Raw genomic sequence first — 17,785 nt, 5'->3', positions numbered from 1 at the left:
ACTGGTTGGGAATCGGACCCCCGGCACCATGTGTCCCCGTGCTAAGGAAACGGAGCGTGGCCGGGCGTCAGGCCCGGGGCGAAACGTGGTTCAGCTCGAAGCCGATCCGGGTGATGACTGCGGACGCGACCTCGCTCTTGGTTCCTGATGCCAGTTGCGGTTCGGAGCCCGAGCGCGCCAGGATGACTACGGAGTTGGTGTCCTGGCCGAAGACCTTGTCGGTCCCCACGTGGTTGACCACCAGCAGGTCGCACCCCTTGCGCTCAAGTTTGGCTTCGGCGTAAGCCAGCACATCCCCGTTGCCGTCGCCGGTCTCTGCAGCGAAGCCCACAATGAGTTGGCTGCGCCGGGAATCACCCCGGAGTTCCACCAGTTCCTGCAGGATGTCGGGGTTCCGCACCAATGCAAGGACCGGATCGGCGGTGTCATCGCGTTTTTTGATTTTTGTGTCGGAAATCTCCGCAGGACGGAAGTCGGCCACCGCTGCAGCCATGATCACGACGTCGGAGTCCGCCGCCGCTGCCACCGCGGCTTCCCGTAGCTGCAGCGCGGTTTCCACTGTCACGACTTCGACACCGGCCGGCGCCGGCACGTCCATATGCGCCGCCAGCAACCGGACGGAAGCGCCGGCGTTGCGGGCGGCGACAGCCAAGGCGACGCCCTGTTTGCCGGAGGACCGGTTTCCGAGGAAACGCACGGGATCCAGTGGCTCCCTGGTGCCGCCGGCGCTGATGGTGACGGTCCGCCCGGCCAAAGGAAGCTGGTAGTCGGACCGGCCCTGGGCAAGGGCCATGGCGGCGTCGAAAATCGCCTCCGGCTCCGGCAGGCGGCCGGGTCCGGAGTCGGCACCGGTCAACCGGCCGCTGGCCGGATCAAGCACGGCGATGCCGCGGCCGCGCAACGTCTCCACATTGGCGCGGGTGGCCGCGTGCAGCCACATCTCAGTGTGCATCGCGGGGGCGAAAAGAACGGGGCCCCGGGCCATCAGGAGGGTGTTGGTGAGCAGATCGTTGGCCTGCCCGGTCGCGGCGCGGGCCATGAGGTCCGCCGTCGCCGGCGCCACCACGATCAGGTCCGCCTCATGTCCCAGCCGGACGTGGTTGACCTGGTGGACGTCGTCAAAGACGCTGTTGCTGACCGGGTTGCCAGAAAGGGCCTCCCAGGTGGCGACCCCAACAAAGCGGGTGGCGGCTTCGGTGGGTATCACGGTCACGTCATGGCCGGCTTCAGTAAAAAGCCGGAGGAGCGATGCCACCTTGTAGGCGGCAATCCCTCCCCCGACTCCGAGGACTATGCGCACGTGACCTCCGTCAACAGGCAGTCTGTCTGGTCTTGCTACTGAACTGCGGTTTTACTCTGCAGGTTCGATCGGCGTGGAAACGAGTTTGCCTTCGTTGATTTCGCGCAGGGCGATGGACAGCGACTTCTCGTTCAGCTTGGTGTCGACCAGCGGGCCGACGTATTCGAACAGGCCCTCGTGCAGCTGGGCGTAGTAAGCGTTGATCTGACGTGCACGCTTGGCACCGAAGATCACCAGGCCGTACTTTGAATCAGCTGCCTCAAGCAGCGAGTCGATCGGCGGGTTGATGATGCCTTCAAGGTTCGTGGACACGAATTCTCCAAATTCTAACGGGCCGACGCGTTCCTGCGCCTAGCGCGGGTTCGGGGTCAGCCCCATGAGTGAAACAAGCTCGTCCGCTGCCCGGCGAACGTCATCATTGATGACGGTGTGGTCGAACTCCGGTTCAGCGGCAAGTTCTAGTTTAGCGGTTTCCAGCCTTTGCTGCTGTTCCTCCGCTGTTTCCGTCCCGCGGCCCACCAGCCGGCGCACCATTTCGTCCCAGCTGGGAGGTGCCAGGAAGACGAACTGCGCCTCCGGGACGGCTTCCTTGACTTGGCGTGCGCCCTGCAGGTCGATCTCCAGCAGCACGGACCGGCCGTCGGCGATTGCCTGGTCCACAGTGCTCCGGAGGGTACCGTAGCGGTTCCTGCCGTGGACCACCGCCCACTCCAGAAGCTCACCCTCTTCAATCAGCCGGTCGAATTCCTCGGCGGTCTTGAAGAAGTAATGCACCCCGTCCCGTTCCCCGGGGCGCGGCGCGCGGGTGGTGGCTGATACGGACAGCCAGACGCCGGGGTAGTTGTCCCGGATGTAAGTGGACACGGTGCCTTTGCCAACAGCCGTCGGACCAGCGAGGACTGTCAGTCCAGGTTTCTTGCTCACGTATTCCTTTGCGGCGCAGTTCGGATTCAGGCGGCGAAGGACCGCCCTACTTCTCGTCTATAAAATCTACCAGCGCCTGACGCTGGTGGATGCCCAGCCCCCTGACCCGCCGCGATGCCGCTATGCCCAACTGGTCCATGATGGCAGCAGCCCGGACCTTTCCGATGCCGGGCAGGGCTTCCAGCAGCTCAACCACCCGCAGTCGTGCCAAGGCGTCGTCCTGGGCTGCAGAGCTGATGATGTCCGCGGCGGTAGTCTCACCGTTCTTCAGGCGTTCTTTGGCCGCCGCCCTGGCGGACCGGGCAGCCGCCGCCTTGTTCAGGGCATCAGCACGTTCCGACGCGGATAAGGGTCGCAGGCTCATGGAGGACACCCCCGGATTCGTCGGGTCGGTCCAAGGCGGCCGCCGTTGGACTTTTCCTGAAACCTACTCTTTGGTGACCAGCGAATCAATGCATCCCGGGAAACGGGCGCCTACTCCCCGCGGAGCCCGTCAAGAGTGCGCAGCGCGGCATCGCGGAGTCCCTGGATTCCCGGGCCGGCAGAGAGGATATCGCGGCTGGACGTTCCCAGCACCTGGGGGTAAGCGGACGCGAAAGTTCTGCGCAGGTCCGCCGGGGTTGCCCCCTGGGCGCCGAGGCCGGGAGCAAGGATGGGGCCGCGAACGGCTTCGAGGTCCAGCTCCAGTTCAGACAACGCCGATCCCACCGTGGCGCCGACCACCAGCCCCACGGAGCCCAGGGAGCCCGGGTACCGGCGGTTTTCGACGGCCGCCGCTTCGGTGACCCGGCGCGCCACGGAGTCGGTTCCGCCGATGTGCTGGACGGAGGCGCCTTCAGGATTGGACGTCAGTGCGAGAACAAACACACCGCGGCCGGTGTCTGCCGCAAGGTCCAGGGCCGGGCGGAGGGACTCGAACCCGAGGTAAGGGCTGAGGGTCACCGAGTCGGCGGCCAGCGCCGACCCGTCCCGCAGCCAGGCGTCCGCATAGGCCGCCATGGTGGAGCCGATGTCGCCGCGCTTGGCATCGGCAATGGTGAGCACTGCCTCATCCCGGGCGGCAGCCAGGAGTTCCTCGAGGATGGCCATCCCAGCCGAGCCGTGGCGCTCGTAGAGCGCCACCTGCGGCTTGACCGCGGCAGCGAGCGAACCGACCGCCTCCAGGACCGTCAGCGAAAAGCGCCTCAGTCCGGCGGCGTCGTCGTCCAGGCCCCAGCCCTTCAGGAGCGCAGGGTGCGGGTCAATGCCCACGCACAGCGGCCCGCGGGCCGCCATGGCCGCCCCCAGCCGGGAGCCGAACGGCTCCCGGGCGGAGTTGGTCACTGTGGATCCGGCGTCAGGCATTCTGGCGCGCAGAGTTCTGTGAGGCCACCAGCGCCGTGGCGTGCTCCTGCAGGCTGGTCACGGACCACTCGTAAGTGCGCATCGCTTCGATGGCCTGGACGGCTGCGTTGAACTCGGCCACCGTGGTGATGCACGGAATACCGATGGACGTTGCCGCGGCCCGGAGTTCATAACCGTCGCTGCGGGCTTCGCCGCCGGAGGGCGTGTTGAACACCATGTCGATTTCGCCCGCAATGACGAGGTCCGCAATGGTGCCTTCGCCTTCTGCGCTGCTGCCCTCGGCGACTTTCCGGACCGGGGTGGCCTGGATGCCGTTGCGGCGCAGGACATCAGCGGTGCCGCCGGTGGAGACGATCTCGAAGCCGAGGTCGGAGAGCCGCTTGACGCCCATGATAACCGAACGCTTGTCCCGGTTGGCCACGGAGACAAAGATCTTGCCTTCGGTAGGCAGCGCATTGTTGGCCGCCGCCTGGCTCTTGGCGAAGGCGGTGTCGAAGTGCTTGTCGATGCCCATGACCTCGCCGGTGGAGCGCATTTCCGGGCCAAGCAGGGAGTCCACCACCTTGCCCTCAAGGGTGCGGAAGCGGCTGAACGGCAGCACGGCTTCCTTGACGGAGACCGGGGCATCCAGCGGCAGGGTGGAGCCGTCGCCGGTTTCCGGCAGCATCTTGTAGGCGCTGCGGAGCTGGCCGATGGTGACGCCGGTGCCGATCAGGGCAGCGGCCTTGGCCATCTGCACGCCGGTGGCCTTGGACACGAACGGCACGGTGCGGGAGGCGCGCGGGTTCGCTTCCAGGACGTACAGGACGTCGGAGGCGAGGGCGAACTGGATGTTGATCAGTCCGCGCACGCCCACGCCTTCGGCGATGGCGCGGGTTGCTGTCCGCACCCGCTCCAGGACGTTGTTGCCGAGAGTGATGGGGGGAAGGACACAGGCGGAGTCACCGGAGTGGATCCCGGCTTCCTCGATGTGCTCCATGATGCCGCCCAGGTACATGTCCGTGCCGTCGAAGAGCGCGTCGACGTCGATTTCGACGGCGTCCTCCAGGAAGCGGTCGATCAGGACGGGGTGGGCCGAGGTGATTTCCGTGGCATTGGCGATGTAACGGGAGAGGTTCGGCTCGTCGTAGACGATCTCCATACCCCGGCCGCCCAGCACGTAGGACGGGCGGACCAGGACCGGGTAGCCGATCTCGTCGGCGATCTTCTTGGCGTCCTCGAAGGAGACGGCAGTGCCGTTCTTCGGCGAGATCAGGCCGGCCTTGTCAAGGACACGGGAGAACGCGCCGCGGTGCTCGGCCAGGTCGATCGCCTCCGGGGACGTGCCAAGGATGGGGACGCCGGCGTCGGCCAGCTGCTGCGCGAGCTTGAGCGGGGTCTGGCCGCCGAGCTGGACGAACACGCCCATAACGCCGCCGGTGCGTTCCTCGGCCGCAATGACCTCCAGAACGTCCTCGAGGGTGAGCGGTTCGAAGTACAGGCGGGTGGACACGTCGTAGTCCGTGGAGACCGTCTCGGGGTTGCAGTTGACCATGACGGTCTCGTAGCCGGCCTTGCGCAGCGCCATCGACGCGTGGACGCAGGAGTAGTCGAACTCGATGCCCTGCCCGATGCGGTTAGGGCCGGAACCCAGGATCAGGATGGACGGCTTCGCGTGCAGCGCCACCTCGTCCTCCTCGTCGTAGGACGAGTAGTGGTACGGGGTGTAGGCGGCGAACTCGGCGGCGCAGGTGTCCACCGTTTTGTAGACCGGGCGGATGCCCAGGGCCTGCCTGACACCGCGGACTACGGCCTCAGAGTTGTGCGTCAGGGCGCCGATCTGCTCATCGGAGAAGCCGTGCCGCTTGGCGCGCTGGAGCATTTCCACGGTCAGGGCGCCGGACTGGCGGATCTCGCGGGAGATCTCGTTCAGCAGCTGGAGCTGGTCGAGGAACCACGGATCGATCTTCGTGGCTTCGTACAGGTCCTCCACGCTGGCACCGCCCAGGAGGGCGCGCTGCACCTGGTGCAGGCGCTCGGTGGTGGGCCGCTTGGCCTTTTCGATGAGCTCCGGGACTTCCCACTCCGGGACGGAGCTGAAGTCCAGCTGCGAGCCCTTCTGTTCCAATGAGCGCAGCGCCTTCTGCAGGGCCTCGGTGAAGTTGCGGCCCATCGCCATGGCCTCGCCCACGGACTTCATGGTGGTGGTCAGGGTGTCGTCCGCCGCCGGGAACTTCTCGAAGGCGAACCGCGGAACCTTGACCACCACGTAGTCCAGGGTGGGTTCGAAGGACGCGGGTGTCTTCTGCGTGATGTCGTTCGGGATCTCGTCCAGCGTGTATCCGAGGGAGAGCTTGGTGGCGATCTTGGCGATGGCGAAGCCGGTGGCCTTGGAGGCAAGGGCAGAGGAGCGGGATACGCGCGGGTTCATCTCGATGACCACCACGCGTCCGGTGTCCGACTCGATGGCGAACTGGATGTTGCAGCCGCCCGTGTCCACGCCCACTTCACGGATCACCGCAATGGAGATGTCCCGCAGCCGCTGGTATTCGCGGTCCGTGAGGGTAAGGGCCGGTGCCACCGTGATGGAGTCGCCGGTGTGGACGCCTACGGGGTCGAAGTTCTCGATGGAACAGACAACCACGACGTTGTCGTTCTTGTCCCGCATCATTTCCAGCTCGTATTCCTTCCAGCCCAGGATGCTCTCTTCGAGCAATACCTCGCTGGTGGGGCTGTACTGCAGGCCCTGGCCCACGATGCGGCGGAGGTCATTTTCGTCGTATGCCAGGCCGGAGCCCAGCCCGCCCATGGTGAAGGACGGACGGACAACCATGGGGTAGCCCAGGTCCTCGGCTGCCTTGAGTGCCTCATCCATGGTGTGGATGATGTGGCTGCGGGCCGACTCGGCGCCGCAGCGCTCCACCACGCCCTTGAACTTCTCCCGGTCCTCGCCGAGCTCGATCGCGGCGATGTTGGCGCCGATGAGCTCCACGTTGTACTTCTCCAGTACACCGTTCTTGTCCAGCGCGATGGCCGTGTTCAGGGCCGTCTGTCCGCCTAGGGTGGGCAGGACTGCGTCGGGGCGCTCCTTGGCGATGATCTTCTCCACCACCTCGGGCGTGATGGGCTCTATGTAGGTGGCGTCGGCGAACTCGGGGTCCGTCATGATGGTGGCGGGGTTGGAGTTCACCAGGATGACTCGCAGGCCCTCCTCCTTGAGGACCCGCAGCGCCTGGGTGCCGGAATAGTCGAACTCGGCCGCCTGGCCGATCACGATGGGGCCGGAACCGATGACCAGGACGCTCTTAAGGTCAGTTCTCTTAGGCATTACTTCTTGTCCTCAGTCTTGTTGTCAGTCTTGTGTTGTGCGTCCGCATTCGTTCCGGCTGCGTTCGTTCCGGCTGCGTTCGTTCCGGCTGCGGGATGCGCTGCGTCCACCGGCTCTCCGGACAGGTTGGCTGTCCTGCCGTCGCGGGTGCCCTCCATCAGGTCGATGAAGCGGTCGAAGAGATACGCGGCGTCGTGCGGGCCAGCGGCTGCCTCGGGGTGGTACTGGACCGAGAAGGCCGGGATATCAAGGCATGCCAGGCCCTCCACGACGTCGTCGTTGAGGCTCACGTGGCTGACCTCAACGCGGCCGTAGCGTTCCTCCGGGGCCTGCGTGGCGCCGTCGAGCGGTGCGTCCACGGCGAAGCCATGGTTCTGCGAGGTGATCTCCACCTTGCCGGTGCGGCGGTCCATCACCGGCTGGTTGATACCGCGGTGGCCGTAGCGCAGCTTGTACGTGCCGAAGCCCAGCGCGCGCCCCAGGATCTGGTTGCCGAAGCAGATGCCGAAGTACGGCAGCTTCTCATCCAGCACGGAGCGCAGCAGCTTGACCTGGGCGTCCGCGGTGGCGGGGTCGCCCGGACCGTTGGACATGAAGAAGCCGTCAGGATTGACTGCCTTGACGTCGTCCAGGGTGGCGGTGGCAGGCAGGACGTGGACGCGGACGCCGCGTTCCGCGAAGCGGATGGGCGTCATGGCCTTGATGCCCAGGTCGATGGCGGCGATGCTCAAGCGCGGCTCGCCCTCCCAGCCGTGGTCCTTCGGTTCCACCGCGTAGGCCTCGTCGACGCTGACCTCTTCGGCCAGGCGCGCACCTTCCATCGGGGCGCTGGCCAGGACGGCGCTGAGGAGTTCCTTGTCAGTGGCCTGGGCAGCATCGCCGGAAAAGATGCCGGCCCGCATGGTCTTGTGTTCGCGCAGGTGCCGGGTGATGGCCCGGGTATCCACACCCTGGATACCGACGATTCCCTGCTGGACGAGCTCATCGTCCAAACTGCGCTCAGAGCGCCAGTTGGACGGCCGGCGTGCGGCGTCCCTGACAATGTAGCCGGCCACCCAGATGCGGCGGGACTCGGCGTCCTCGCTGTTGACGCCGGTGTTGCCGATGTGGGGCGCCGTCTGCACCACCAGCTGGCGGGCGTAGGAGGGATCCGTGATGGTCTCCTGGTAGCCGGTCATTCCGGTGGCGAAGACCGCTTCGCCCAGGGCCGTGCCGGTGGCTCCGTAGCTGCTTCCGCGGAAAATGCGGCCATCCTCAAGGACCAGCGCCGCCGGCGTGGAAACTGCTGGTTGCGGCGCAGTGGCTGCGATTGCTGTCACTTCTGTTGCTGTCACTGTATTACTTTCCACTATGGGGACCTGCCTGGGGGGCTGCAGGGATCAATTGCTGAAGGGATTCAAAGAGCATGTTCTTTTCGGCGGCGCGGCGTGTCCGGAAGCCCGTGTCCAGCTCGTGGGTGCCGAGCTTCCACCTGACCACCAGGAGGCCGTCCTTTTCCACGAACTTGCCAGCCATGCCGCTGTCCTGCCGGATGGCTGTCAGATCAGCCGCCGGAATGTAGACCGCCGGCGCGCCTGACCTGTCGAAGAGGACCCCATGGGGGTACACGCTGAGAACCGCATTGGTCCGGATTCCGAGGCTGTGCACGGCGATCCGGTCCAGCCAGTCACCGGCGGTGGTTGAGGCAACATACTGGCCCTCCGCACTGAGGAGCGGCGCCCCGGGCGCCCCGGGCAGGGCAGGCAACTGTTCGACGTCGGACTGCCGCCTGAGGCGGTTGCGCCAGCCGATCCAGATCAGGGCGAAAACGACTCCGATGATGGCCAGCATGGCCAGGCCGGGCAGGATTTTTTCCATCAGGAGGCATCCCCCGCCGGACCCGCGGACGTCGCAGTTGTGTGCGGATAGGGCGCGTGCCGGTAGGGCGTGTTGAGCTTGCCGTCCAGCACGGTGGGGTGGCCCTTGAAGAAGGTGGCAACCACCTTGCCGGGGAGTTCCCTGCCGGCAAAGGGAGAGTTGCGGCCCATCGTTGCCATTTTGGACGGATCCACGGTCCAGCGGGCGGCCGGATCCACAAGGATGACGTTGGCCGGCTCGCCGGCTTCCAGCGGGCGCCCCTGGTCGGCAAGCCGGCCGATCCGCGCCGGGGCTGTGGAGGTCACGCGGGCAAAGTCCGCCCAGTTCATCAGCCCCGTTTCAATCATGGTGTGCTGGACCACGGAGAGCGCGGTCTCCAGGCCAGTCATTCCCATGGCCGCCTGCGCCCATTCGCATTCCTTGTGTTCGCTGGGGTGCGGGGCGTGGTCCGTCCCCACAACGTCGATGGTTCCGTCCGCCAGCCCTGCGCGCAGTGCCTGCACATCGGCGTCGGTGCGCAGTGGCGGGTTGACCTTGTAGACGGGGTCGTAGCTGCGGACCAGGTCATCGGTCAGCAGGAGGTGGTGGGGCGTGACCTCAGCGGTGACATTGATGCCGCGTTCCTTGGCCCAGCGGACGATCTCCACGGAACCGGCCGTGGAAACATGGCAGACGTGCAGGCGGGAGTCCACGTGCTGCGCCAGCAGCACGTCGCGGGCGATGATGCTTTCCTCCGCCACTGCCGGCCAGCCGGTGAGTCCCAGCACTGCTGAAACTTCGCCTTCGTTCATCTGGGCCCCGGCAGTGAGGCGGGGTTCCTGTGCGTGCTGGGCCACCACGCCGTCGAACGCCTTGACGTACTCAAGGGCGCGGCGCATCAGTACCGGATCGTGGACGCAGAGGCCGTCGTCGGAGAACATCCGGACCTGGGCCCGGGAGTCGGCCATCGCGCCGAGCTCCGCCAGCTGTTCCCCGGCCAGGCCCACCGTCACCGCGCCCACGGGACGGACGTCCACCCAGCCCGCGGCCCGGCCCAGGCTGTAGACCTGTTCCACCACACCGGCGGTGTCTGCCACCGGCGTGCTGTTGGCCATGGCATGTACGGCGGTGAAGCCGCCCAAGGCAGCGGCGCGGGTGCCGGTTTCCACAGTTTCGGCGTCTTCACGGCCGGGCTCGCGCAGGTGCGTGTGTACGTCCACCATGCCCGGCAGCGCCACCAGGCCGGCCGCCTCGATCACGGTGGCCCCGTCAGCGGAAAGGTCCGTGCCGCGTGCGGCAATGACGCCATCGCGGGTGAGCAGGTCCTCGGCGCCGGATCCCAGGACCGCAGCGCCGCGGATCAGATACGTTCCGTTGTTCTCAGCCATCAGTTGCTCTCCTTGTTGGAAGGGGCGGCGATCGCACGCTCGGCGCCAGGGGTTGTGGCTGGTTCGCGGGTATCACCGGAGAGCAGCAGGTACAGGGCGGCCATGCGGACGGACACGCCGTTGCGCACCTGTGCGAGCACGGTGGAACGGGGCGAGTCCGCGGCGGCAGCGGAAATTTCCAGGCCCCGGTTCATGGGGCCGGGGTGCATGATGATGGTGTCCTTCATGCCCAAGGTGTCCAGTGCGCGGAGCCGGTTGTCATCGAATCCCCAGCGGCGGGAATATTCACGGGTGGAAGGGAAGAAGGAGGCGTTCATCCGCTCGCCCTGGACGCGCAGCATCATCACGGCGTCCACTCCCCGTTCCAGGGTTCCGTCCATGTTGTAGCTCACCTTGCAAGGCCACTTCTCGACGCCGATGGGCAGCAGGGTAGGCGGTGCCACGAGGGTGACTTCCGCCCCAAGCGTGCGCAGCAGCCAAACGTTGGAGCGTGCGACGCGGGAGTGCAGCACGTCCCCGGCGATTGCCACCCGCATGCCCTTGAGGTCCGCCCCGATGGACGCGTTACCGGCCAGCTTCGCCCAGTGCCGGCGCATGGTGAAGGCATCCAGCAGCGCCTGGGTGGGGTGCTCGTGCGTGCCGTCTCCGGCGTTGATGACGGCAGCGTCAATCCAGTCAGTGGAGGCCAGCCGGTGCGGCGCGCCGGAGGCCCAGTGTCGGATCACGACGGCGTCAGCGCCCATGGCGGACAGCGTCTGGGCCGTGTCCTTGAGGGACTCCCCCTTGGAGACGGAGGAGCCTTTCGCGGCGAAGTTGATCACGTCGGCGGACAGCCGCTTTGCCGCTGCTTCGAAGGAGATCCGCGTCCTGGTGGAATCCTCGAAGAAGAGATTTACCACGGTGCGCCCGCGCAGGGCAGGCAGCTTTTTGACTTCACGCTCCCCCACTGCCGCCATTTCCTCGGCGGTGTCAAGGATGCGGACGGCGTTGGCCAGGCTGAGGTCTTCAGTGGAGAGAAGGTGCTTCATGCGCCGCCCTCAATGACCACTTCGTTAATTGCTGAGCCGTCGCCGTCGGTGTCCGTCTCTTCGAGGCGGACCCGGACTTTTTCGGCGGAGGAGGTGGGCAGGTTCTTGCCCACGTGGTCCGCCCGGATGGGAAGTTCACGGTGGCCACGGTCGATCAGCACGGCGAGCCGGACGATGCGCGGACGACCGAGGTCGATGATGGCGTCCAGCGCGGCGCGGATGGTGCGGCCCGAGTACAGGACGTCATCGATGAGCACCACAACCTTGTTGTCGATTCCCGTGCGCGGCAGCTGCGTGGGATACGGCGGCCGGGTGGGCTGGTGCGAAAGGTCATCGCGGAACATGGTCACGTCCAGCTGGCCGACGATGGCGGCGGCGTCGACGCCGGGGTCCGCGGCGGCGATCTTGCGGGCCAGCCGGACTGCCAGTGGGTAGCCGCGGCGCGGAATGCCCAGCAGGACCAGGTCCTTGGAGCCTTTGTTGGCCTCGAGGATCTCATGGGCGATACGAGTAAGTGCGCGGTCAATGTCCGCCTGGTTGAGGACAACCCTGGCTGGAACCGGTGCGCTGGTGACGGAAGTCAACGCTCGTCTCCCCTTTCCCCGCCTCACAGGACGGAATTAAAAAAGGATCATTTGCGTTTCAAAATTACCACACCGGCCGCTCCGTCCCCTCGCCGGAGCAGGGCGTTACTGGTCACACTCCAGCGCTTTCGCCGTGCGTGTGGCCTTGGACGCAGGCTGAGGGCGCCATAGGCTTTCCCTTATGTCGATGCACCATCACCGGGAGCCTTCCGGGCAGCCTGTCGGGCCGTCCGGACCGCCGGGCCCGCTTCCCAGCCACGCCAATCCCAGCTGGATGGGCCATGTGGAGCCGGGGTTTTACCGACCGGCGCCCGGAAACATGGCTGGTCCCGTCAATGCCATGCCTGTTCTGATGCCGCCACCCGGCCACAGTTCCTCCGGTAGGCTCGGCCGGCCTTCCGCTGGCCTGCTGGCGCTGACGATCGGCGGTGGCGCCCTCGCGTTCCTGAGTCTTTTCCTGGTGGTGCCGTTCCTCCTGGCAAACACTGGTACGGCCGGCTTCGTGGTGGGTTTCACGGCCTCGCTGATTCCGCTCTCCGCCGTGCTCCTGGCTGTTTACGTGATCGACCGGTGGGAGCCGGAGCCCACGCGACTGCTGTTCTTTGCCTTCACCTGGGGCGCGGCGGTGTCCGTTGCCGTCACCCTGCTGATTCAGCCGTTCTTTGTCCTGACTTTCCAGTTCTCTGACGAGGCTGACTTCCAGACGTACATGGCCACTGTCCAGGCACCAGTGGTGGAGGAGTTCGCGAAGTCACTAGGCCTGCTGCTGCTCCTGCTGATGGCTCGAAAACACTTCGACGGGCCGGTGGACGGCGTGGTGTTCGCCTTCACCATTGCCGGCGGCTTCGCGTTCACGGAAAACATCCTCTACTTCGGCCGTGCCATTGCTGAGTCGGCCAGTCCCGCCACTGACCTTGCCCAGATCTTCCTGCTCCGTGGCGTGATGTCTCCGTTCGCGCACGCAATCTTCACGGGAACCACGGGGCTCATCATGGGCTTCGCGGCGCGCCGCTGGCACACCGGGGCGTCAGTAGCGGCGTTTGCCATCGGCCTCATGCCCGCGATGTTCCTGCATAACCGGTGGAACAGCATGGGCCAGGGGTTCCTGGGTGAGTACATCCTCTTCCAAGTGCCGATCTTTGTGCTGGCCATCATCGGGATCGTGCTGCTGCGGGTTGCCGAGAACCGCCTCACCCGCCAGAGGCTGCTGGAGTATGCAGCGGCGGGTTGGTTTACTCCCACTGAGGTGGACATGCTGGCCACCTCAAGCGGCAGGCGCACCGCACTCGGTTGGGCGGGCAGCTACAACCGCCGGCCGCAGATGAAGGCCTTCCTCAAGGCCGCGACGCAGCTCGCTTTCACCAGGCAGCGCATCCTGAGCGGTCGCGACGTCCAGCTGCACCAGGTTGAGGAGCAGCAGCAACTGCACCGGATCCTCTCGTTGCGGGCGGCTGTTGGCTCCTGACTTACTGGCGGAGAAACCCAAGAGCCCCGGCCAGGATCACCTGGTCGAGGCTCTTGACGGGCTTCGCCGGGGCGGTTCGTCCTGACGCTGCGATGAACAGCTCAGGCCAACAGTGAGGGCTTCAGCTGCTGCAGCCGCCCGAGGAGGCCGTTGACGAACGACGGCGATTCATCAGTTGAGAGCGTCTTGGCCAGCGCCACTGCCTCGCTGACGGCGACGCCGTCGGGTACGTCGTCGTTGTACAACAGTTCCCAGGTGCCGATGCGCAGGATGATGCGGTCCACCGAAGGCATGCGATCCAAGGTCCAGCCCTGCGAATAGGTCTCCAGGAATTCGTCAATGGCGGTCTGCTGTGAGACCACGCCTTCCACGATTTCCAGGGTGTACGGGTTCACGATCTGGTCGGTCTTTTCCCGCCGGGCCCTGAGAACGTCAAAAGCGGAAACGGAGCGTTGCTCAGCTTCAAAAAGAACATCTAGTGCCCTGTTACGGGCCTTTCCGCGTGCGCTCACTACTCGCTGACCCGGCCAAGGTAGCTGCCGTCGCGGGTGTCGACCTTGACCTTCGTGTTGTTCTCGACGAACAGCGGAACCTGGATCTCGTAGCCGGTTTCCAGAGTGGCGGGCTTGGTGCCGGCAGAGGACCGGTCGCCCTGCAGACCAGGCTCGGTGTAGGTGATTTCGAGGACCACGCTGGGCGGCAGTTCGATGTAAAGCGGGGTGCCTTCGTGGATGGCGATATTAACCATCTGGTTTTCAAGCATGAAATTGGTGGCGTCCCCCACCGTTGCGCCGGAGACGGTGATCTGGTCGAAGTCGGTGGTGTCCATGAACACGAAGTCCGGGCCGTCCTGATACAGGTACTGGTAGTCGCGGCGGTCCACCGTGGCGGTCTCGATCTTGAGGCCGGCGTTGAAGGTCTTGTCCACAACCTTGCCGGACATCACGTTCCGCATCTTGGTCCGCACAAACGCACCGCCTTTGCCAGGCTTTACGTGCTGGAATTCGATGATGTTCCAGAGCTGGCCCTCAAGCTTAAGGACCGTTCCGTTCTTGATGTCGTTAGTGGTTGCCACTGGTTTCCTCTGGTTTCTATCTGTCTGGTCACTTTGCCAGACGTTCTATGCCGCGCAGGCATGCCAAACGGCCCGCCAACGCGTGTTTATCAAAAATCCAAGGACCATTCTACCGGTAAAACCGTCATGGCTTCTGTCCGGACCCCTGCGGGCGCTGTCAGCAGGCCAGGTCCAGGACCTCGCGTGCCCGCTGCAGGGCAACCGTGGACGAGTAGATCTGGGCGGCGTCGGCGGACTCGGCAACGCGCAGATCGAGTGCCCGGGCAAAGGATTCAACGGCGGCCGAAGTCTGCCCGGCGGTGTACTGGGTCTTGCCCAGGAACTGCAGCACGAGCGCTTCGCGCGGAGTGCCCTGGACTTCCGCGAGCAGTTGCCGGAAGAGCCCCACAGCACGGTCCAGGCGGTTGGAGACCCGCAGCACCTCTGCCTCGAAAGCCCTCAGCCGGAACGATTCGGGGTCCCTGCAACGCGCATCCGCCAACAGTTCTGCAGCCTCGGAAGCATGGCCTTCAACCAGCAGGACAAAGATGTGGTCAGCGGGATCGGTGGACACCGCCAGCGCGGCACGGCAGGCGTCCTCGTTGACGATCTGCGGAAGCAGGGACTCCGGGTTGATCCGGATTCCGGGGAAGCCTGCCTCGGGCCACTCGCTGGTTCCCTCCACGCTGCCCCGCATCAAGACGCAATCTCCTGGTAGGCCGCGAAGAGCAGCGAGGTGTCCGGTACATCCAGGATGCCCGGCTTGGCCACTCCGTCCAGAACCACGAACCGGAGGAGGTCCCCGCGTGACTTCTTATCGCGGCGCATACCGTCAAGGAGCCCCTGCCAGCGGTCCCGCCGGTAGGTGACGGGAAGACCCAGGCTCTCAAGGATGCTGCGGTGCCTGTCGGCGTCGGTATCGCTGAGCCGGCCCACGCTGCGGGCAAGTTCAGCGGCAAACATCATGCCCACGGAAACGGCAGCGCCATGGCGCCAGGAGTAGCGCTCAACAAGTTCAATCGCATGGCCCAGGGTGTGTCCGTAGTTCAGGATTTCGCGAAGGCCTGATTCCTTCAGGTCCTCGGAAACAACCCTTGCCTTAACGGCGATGGCCCGCTCAATGAGCTCCCGCAGCACGGCGGACTGCGGATCCACCACGGCTTCCGGATCTTTTTCCACCAGGTCCAAAATGATGGGATCGGCGATGAAGCCGCATTTGACCACTTCAGCCATTCCGGAGATCAGTTCGTTGCGCGGCAGCGTGTTCAGGGTCTCAAGATCCACCAGCACTCCGGCCGGCGGGTGGAAGGCGCCCACCAGGTTCTTTCCTTCCGCAGTGTTGATGCCGGTCTTGCCTCCCACGGAGGCGTCCACCATGCCCAGCAGGCTGGTGGGTAGGTGGATGACCTTGACGCCACGGAGCCACGTGGCGGCCACGAAACCGGCAAGGTCCGTGACTGCCCCTCCGCCCACGGCCACAATGGCATCCGAGCGGGTGAAGTCATTCTGGCCCAGGACCTGCCAGCAGAACGCGGCCACCTGGATGTGCTTGCCCTCCTCGGCATCCGGGATCTCCGCGGTCAGCGAGGTAAAACCGGCGGCAGCGAGCTCGTCGCGGACGGTGTCGCCTGTGAGCCGCAGTGCCCTGGGATGGATAACCAGCACGCGCCTGACCCGCTCACCCAGCAGAGCCGGAAGGCTCCCCAGCAGGCCGCGGCCGACTACGACGTCGTAATTCTGACCAGCCGACTCGCCGGTGACCTTAATGACTGTTGATTCGACGCTCAATTTTCAACTTCCTGTTTGGCAGCTGCGAATACCCGCAGCGCTTCTTCCAGCCGGCGTCCCAGCTCAGCGACCGAGCCGTGGCGGACGTCCAGGACCAGGTCGGCCAGGCGTTCATAGACGGGCTTCCTGGTAGCAAGCAAAGATGCCCAACGGGCCATGGCATCGCCCGCGAGCAGCGGCCGGCCTGAGTTCCGCGCGATGCGGCTGGCTACTGTTTCCGCGTCGCATTCCAGATACACCACGGTACAGCGGCTCAGCAGCTGCTGCGTCCCCGAGTCCAGCACAGCGCCGCCGCCCAGCGATATAACTGTGGCGGAACCTTCCGCTTCCTCGACGACGCCAGCTACGGTCCGGGCCTCAATCTCCCGGAACGCGTGCTCACCGCGGCCGGCAAAGATGTCCGCTATGGCGCCGTGGTTTCCGACAATGACAACGTCAGTATCCACGAAGGCTGCACCCAGCTGCTGGGCAAGCTGGTAACCGACGGCAGACTTGCCTACGGCCATGGGGCCGATGAGCACTATGGTGCGGTTACCCGGCATACCGGATTTATTGCTGTGGGGCACTACTGACCGATCGAGTCCAGGGACGCCGGAATGTTGTCCAGGTAACCCTTGATGTTGCGTGCGGTCTCCGCCACGGAGTCGCCGCCAAACTTTTCGGTGATGGCCTCGGCCAGTACCAGCGCCACCATCGCTTCCGCGACTACGCCGGCCGCCGGCACGGCACAGACATCCGACCTCTGGTGGTGCGCCTTGGCGGCTTCGCCCGTGCTCACGTCAATGGTCTGCAAGGCCCGGGGCACGGTGGCGATCGGCTTCATGGCGGCGCGCACACGGAGCACATCGCCAATACTCATGCCGCCTTCGATGCCGCCAGCCCGGTTGCTGGTCCGGATGATCTTGCCGTCCGCATCCTTAACGATCTCGTCGTGGGCAGCCGAACCACGGCGCGAAGCAGTCAGGAACCCGTCGCCCACTTCCACGCCCTTGATGGCCTGGATACCCATGAGGGCAGCAGCCAGCCGTGAGTCAAGCCGGCGGTCCCAGTGGACGTAGCTTCCCAGTCCAGGCGGAAGGCCATACGCGAGCACTTCCACCACGCCACCCAGGGTCTCGCCTTCCTTGTGCGCCGCATCCACTTCGGCCACCATGGCATTGGACGTATCCCGGTCGAAGCAGCGCAGCGGGTCCGCATCGAGGGCGATCACGTTCGCGGGCAGCGGCAGTGGGCGTCCTTCAGGCACAGTCACACTGGCGATGGAGACGGTGTGGCTCACCAGCTCGATGCCAAGCTGCTTCAAGAACTGGGACGCCACGGTTCCCATGGCCACGCGGGTGGCCGTCTCCCGGGCGCTGGCGCGTTCGAGCACGGGCCTGGCCTCGGAAAAGCCATACTTCTGCATACCGGTGAAGTCAGCGTGCCCGGGACGGGGCCGGGTCAGCGGGGCGTTCCGCGCCTGGTCGGCGAGGATTTCGGGATCCACGGGGTCCGCGGACATGATCTGCTCCCACTTGGGCCATTCGGTGTTGCCCACCTGGATGGCCACCGGGCCGCCCTGGGTCAGGCCGTGCCGCACACCGCCGAGGATGGTGACGACGTCCTGCTCGAACTTCATGCGTGCGCCGCGTCCGTAACCGAGGCGGCGGCGTGCCAATGAATCGGCGATCTGCCCGCTGGTGAGTTCCACACCGGCGGGGACGCCTTCTATAATTCCCATCAGAGCCGGACCATGGGATTCACCGGCAGTCAACCAACGCAACATAA

At 65.4% G+C, this 17,785-nt stretch carries 18 protein-coding genes; 1 reads left to right on the top strand and 17 read right to left on the bottom strand.

Annotated features, from left to right (window positions below; genetic code table 11):
* Positions 1-67: 67 nt before the first annotated feature.
* The 11 genes from coaBC to pyrR all read right to left on the bottom strand — a co-directional run bounded on the left by coaBC (position 68) and on the right by pyrR (position 11,711).
* Positions 68-1,300 carry a bifunctional phosphopantothenoylcysteine decarboxylase/phosphopantothenate--cysteine ligase CoaBC gene (coaBC, locus tag QFZ30_RS08140; RefSeq protein WP_307075102.1) on the bottom strand — a complete coding sequence of 411 codons (1,233 nt, stop codon included), beginning with the start codon at positions 1,298-1,300 and terminating at the stop codon, positions 68-70.
* A 51-nt stretch (positions 1,301-1,351) separates the two neighbouring features.
* The gene (gene rpoZ / locus QFZ30_RS08135) at positions 1,352-1,612 is read right to left on the bottom strand and encodes a DNA-directed RNA polymerase subunit omega (protein WP_111907679.1); all 261 of its coding nucleotides are present in this window, start codon (positions 1,610-1,612) and stop codon (positions 1,352-1,354) included.
* A 39-nt stretch (positions 1,613-1,651) separates the two neighbouring features.
* Positions 1,652-2,224: a guanylate kinase gene (gmk, locus tag QFZ30_RS08130; RefSeq protein WP_307075099.1), complete on the bottom strand. Its 573-nt coding sequence runs from the start codon at positions 2,222-2,224 to the stop codon at positions 1,652-1,654.
* Between the two features lie 46 nt (positions 2,225-2,270).
* Positions 2,271-2,588 carry an integration host factor, actinobacterial type gene (gene mihF / locus QFZ30_RS08125; protein ID WP_307075097.1) on the bottom strand — a complete coding sequence of 106 codons (318 nt, stop codon included), beginning with the start codon at positions 2,586-2,588 and terminating at the stop codon, positions 2,271-2,273.
* Between the two features lie 110 nt (positions 2,589-2,698).
* Positions 2,699-3,568, bottom strand: a complete 870-nt coding sequence (pyrF, locus tag QFZ30_RS08120; protein ID WP_307075095.1) for an orotidine-5'-phosphate decarboxylase — start codon at positions 3,566-3,568, stop codon at positions 2,699-2,701.
* Positions 3,561-6,875 carry a carbamoyl-phosphate synthase large subunit gene (gene carB, locus QFZ30_RS08115; protein WP_307075093.1) on the bottom strand — a complete coding sequence of 1,105 codons (3,315 nt, stop codon included), beginning with the start codon at positions 6,873-6,875 and terminating at the stop codon, positions 3,561-3,563. Before carB ends, pyrF begins: the two co-directional genes overlap by 8 nt.
* Positions 6,875-8,209 carry a glutamine-hydrolyzing carbamoyl-phosphate synthase small subunit gene (gene carA / locus QFZ30_RS08110; RefSeq protein ID WP_373462827.1) on the bottom strand — a complete coding sequence of 445 codons (1,335 nt, stop codon included), beginning with the start codon at positions 8,207-8,209 and terminating at the stop codon, positions 6,875-6,877. Before carA ends, carB begins: the two co-directional genes overlap by 1 nt.
* Before the next feature lie 4 nt (positions 8,210-8,213).
* Positions 8,214-8,732: a PH-like domain-containing protein gene (locus QFZ30_RS08105; protein WP_307075091.1), complete on the bottom strand. Its 519-nt coding sequence runs from the start codon at positions 8,730-8,732 to the stop codon at positions 8,214-8,216.
* Positions 8,732-10,099, bottom strand: coding sequence for a dihydroorotase (locus QFZ30_RS08100; protein WP_307075089.1), 1,368 nt, complete (start codon positions 10,097-10,099; stop codon positions 8,732-8,734). The genes QFZ30_RS08105 and QFZ30_RS08100 overlap by 1 nt, the downstream gene beginning before the upstream one ends.
* Positions 10,099-11,127 (bottom strand): aspartate carbamoyltransferase catalytic subunit, encoded by a 1,029-nt coding sequence (locus tag QFZ30_RS08095; protein ID WP_307075087.1) that lies wholly within the window; start codon positions 11,125-11,127, stop codon positions 10,099-10,101. The genes QFZ30_RS08100 and QFZ30_RS08095 overlap by 1 nt, the downstream gene beginning before the upstream one ends.
* Positions 11,124-11,711, bottom strand: a complete 588-nt coding sequence (gene pyrR / locus QFZ30_RS08090) for a bifunctional pyr operon transcriptional regulator/uracil phosphoribosyltransferase PyrR (RefSeq protein WP_307075085.1) — start codon at positions 11,709-11,711, stop codon at positions 11,124-11,126. Before pyrR ends, QFZ30_RS08095 begins: the two co-directional genes overlap by 4 nt.
* A 181-nt stretch (positions 11,712-11,892) precedes the next feature.
* Here pyrR and QFZ30_RS08085 point away from each other — a divergent pair, with 181 nt between their 5' ends.
* On the top strand, positions 11,893-13,176 hold the full coding sequence (locus QFZ30_RS08085) for a PrsW family intramembrane metalloprotease (RefSeq protein ID WP_373462826.1): 1,284 nt from the start codon (positions 11,893-11,895) through the stop codon (positions 13,174-13,176).
* Between the two features lie 101 nt (positions 13,177-13,277).
* Here the strand turns inward: QFZ30_RS08085 and nusB are convergent, their stop codons facing one another.
* From nusB to aroC, 6 genes are all read right to left on the bottom strand, one after another.
* Positions 13,278-13,688 carry a transcription antitermination factor NusB gene (nusB, locus tag QFZ30_RS08080; protein ID WP_307075082.1) on the bottom strand — a complete coding sequence of 137 codons (411 nt, stop codon included), beginning with the start codon at positions 13,686-13,688 and terminating at the stop codon, positions 13,278-13,280.
* A complete protein-coding gene (gene efp, locus QFZ30_RS08075; RefSeq protein WP_307075080.1) occupies positions 13,688-14,251 on the bottom strand; it encodes an elongation factor P in 564 nt (187 codons plus the stop codon). The genes nusB and efp overlap by 1 nt, the downstream gene beginning before the upstream one ends.
* A 157-nt stretch (positions 14,252-14,408) precedes the next feature.
* A complete protein-coding gene (locus QFZ30_RS08070) occupies positions 14,409-14,927 on the bottom strand; it encodes a tetratricopeptide repeat protein (RefSeq protein ID WP_307080146.1) in 519 nt (172 codons plus the stop codon).
* A complete protein-coding gene (gene aroB / locus QFZ30_RS08065) occupies positions 14,927-16,018 on the bottom strand; it encodes a 3-dehydroquinate synthase (RefSeq protein ID WP_307075078.1) in 1,092 nt (363 codons plus the stop codon). Before aroB ends, QFZ30_RS08070 begins: the two co-directional genes overlap by 1 nt.
* Positions 16,015-16,560, bottom strand: coding sequence for a shikimate kinase (locus QFZ30_RS08060; protein ID WP_373462825.1), 546 nt, complete (start codon positions 16,558-16,560; stop codon positions 16,015-16,017). The genes aroB and QFZ30_RS08060 overlap by 4 nt, the downstream gene beginning before the upstream one ends.
* A gap of 23 nt (positions 16,561-16,583) precedes the next feature.
* Positions 16,584-17,783: a chorismate synthase gene (gene aroC, locus QFZ30_RS08055; RefSeq protein WP_307075075.1), complete on the bottom strand. Its 1,200-nt coding sequence runs from the start codon at positions 17,781-17,783 to the stop codon at positions 16,584-16,586.
* Positions 17,784-17,785 lie beyond the last annotated feature (2 nt).

This window comes from Arthrobacter pascens (genome assembly GCF_030815585.1).
Classification (GTDB): Bacteria; Actinomycetota; Actinomycetes; order Actinomycetales; family Micrococcaceae; genus Arthrobacter; species Arthrobacter pascens_A.
Note: the sequence above shows the minus strand (reverse complement) of the source record. Positions and strands in the feature narration are given on the sequence as shown.

What these genes read in the sequence shown, in the direction of transcription:
- mihF (WP_307075097.1), bottom strand. Translation starts at nt 2,588, where the DNA reads ATGAGCCTGCGACCCTTATCCGCGTCGGAACGTGCTGATGCCCTGAAC.
- pyrF (WP_307075095.1), bottom strand. Translation starts at nt 3,568, where the DNA reads ATGCCTGACGCCGGATCCACAGTGACCAACTCCGCCCGGGAGCCGTTC.
- carB (WP_307075093.1), bottom strand. Translation starts at nt 6,875, where the DNA reads ATGCCTAAGAGAACTGACCTTAAGAGCGTCCTGGTCATCGGTTCCGGC.
- QFZ30_RS08105 (WP_307075091.1), bottom strand. Translation starts at nt 8,732, where the DNA reads ATGGAAAAAATCCTGCCCGGCCTGGCCATGCTGGCCATCATCGGAGTC.
- QFZ30_RS08100 (WP_307075089.1), bottom strand. Translation starts at nt 10,099, where the DNA reads ATGGCTGAGAACAACGGAACGTATCTGATCCGCGGCGCTGCGGTCCTG.
- QFZ30_RS08095 (WP_307075087.1), bottom strand. Translation starts at nt 11,127, where the DNA reads ATGAAGCACCTTCTCTCCACTGAAGACCTCAGCCTGGCCAACGCCGTC.
- QFZ30_RS08085 (WP_373462826.1), top strand. Translation starts at nt 11,893, where the DNA reads ATGTCGATGCACCATCACCGGGAGCCTTCCGGGCAGCCTGTCGGGCCG.
- QFZ30_RS08070 (WP_307080146.1), bottom strand. Translation starts at nt 14,927, where the DNA reads ATGCGGGGCAGCGTGGAGGGAACCAGCGAGTGGCCCGAGGCAGGCTTC.
- QFZ30_RS08060 (WP_373462825.1), bottom strand. Translation starts at nt 16,560, where the DNA reads ATGCCGGGTAACCGCACCATAGTGCTCATCGGCCCCATGGCCGTAGGC.
- aroC (WP_307075075.1), bottom strand. Translation starts at nt 17,783, where the DNA reads ATGTTGCGTTGGTTGACTGCCGGTGAATCCCATGGTCCGGCTCTGATG.